This is a genomic window from Aeromonas bivalvium (assembly GCF_000819765.1).
GTDB lineage: Bacteria > Pseudomonadota > Gammaproteobacteria > Enterobacterales > Aeromonadaceae > Aeromonas > Aeromonas bivalvium.
Genome location: NZ_CDBT01000047.1, coordinates 149,651 through 149,897 on the forward strand (window position 1 = coordinate 149,651; position 247 = coordinate 149,897).

Below are 247 nucleotides of genomic sequence, written 5' to 3' on the forward strand. Positions count from 1 at the left end.
TCAACTGCCTCAACTGCCTTGATAGTCCCTTTTCCCCCGTATACAACATTCTTTATAGGAACGAGGTTCCCACCAATGTCAGATTCCTGTTTCCAGCATCCTGGTGTCCAGGTCTTTGGTTATGATGATTAATGAGATAGACGACTAAAGTGTCGGGTTTGCTCTCACGGGACTATTTTGTGGATAAGTTTGTGAAAAAGCTGTGTTTGGACATGAATAACTAGAGAAAGGCCCATTTTTGAAGATT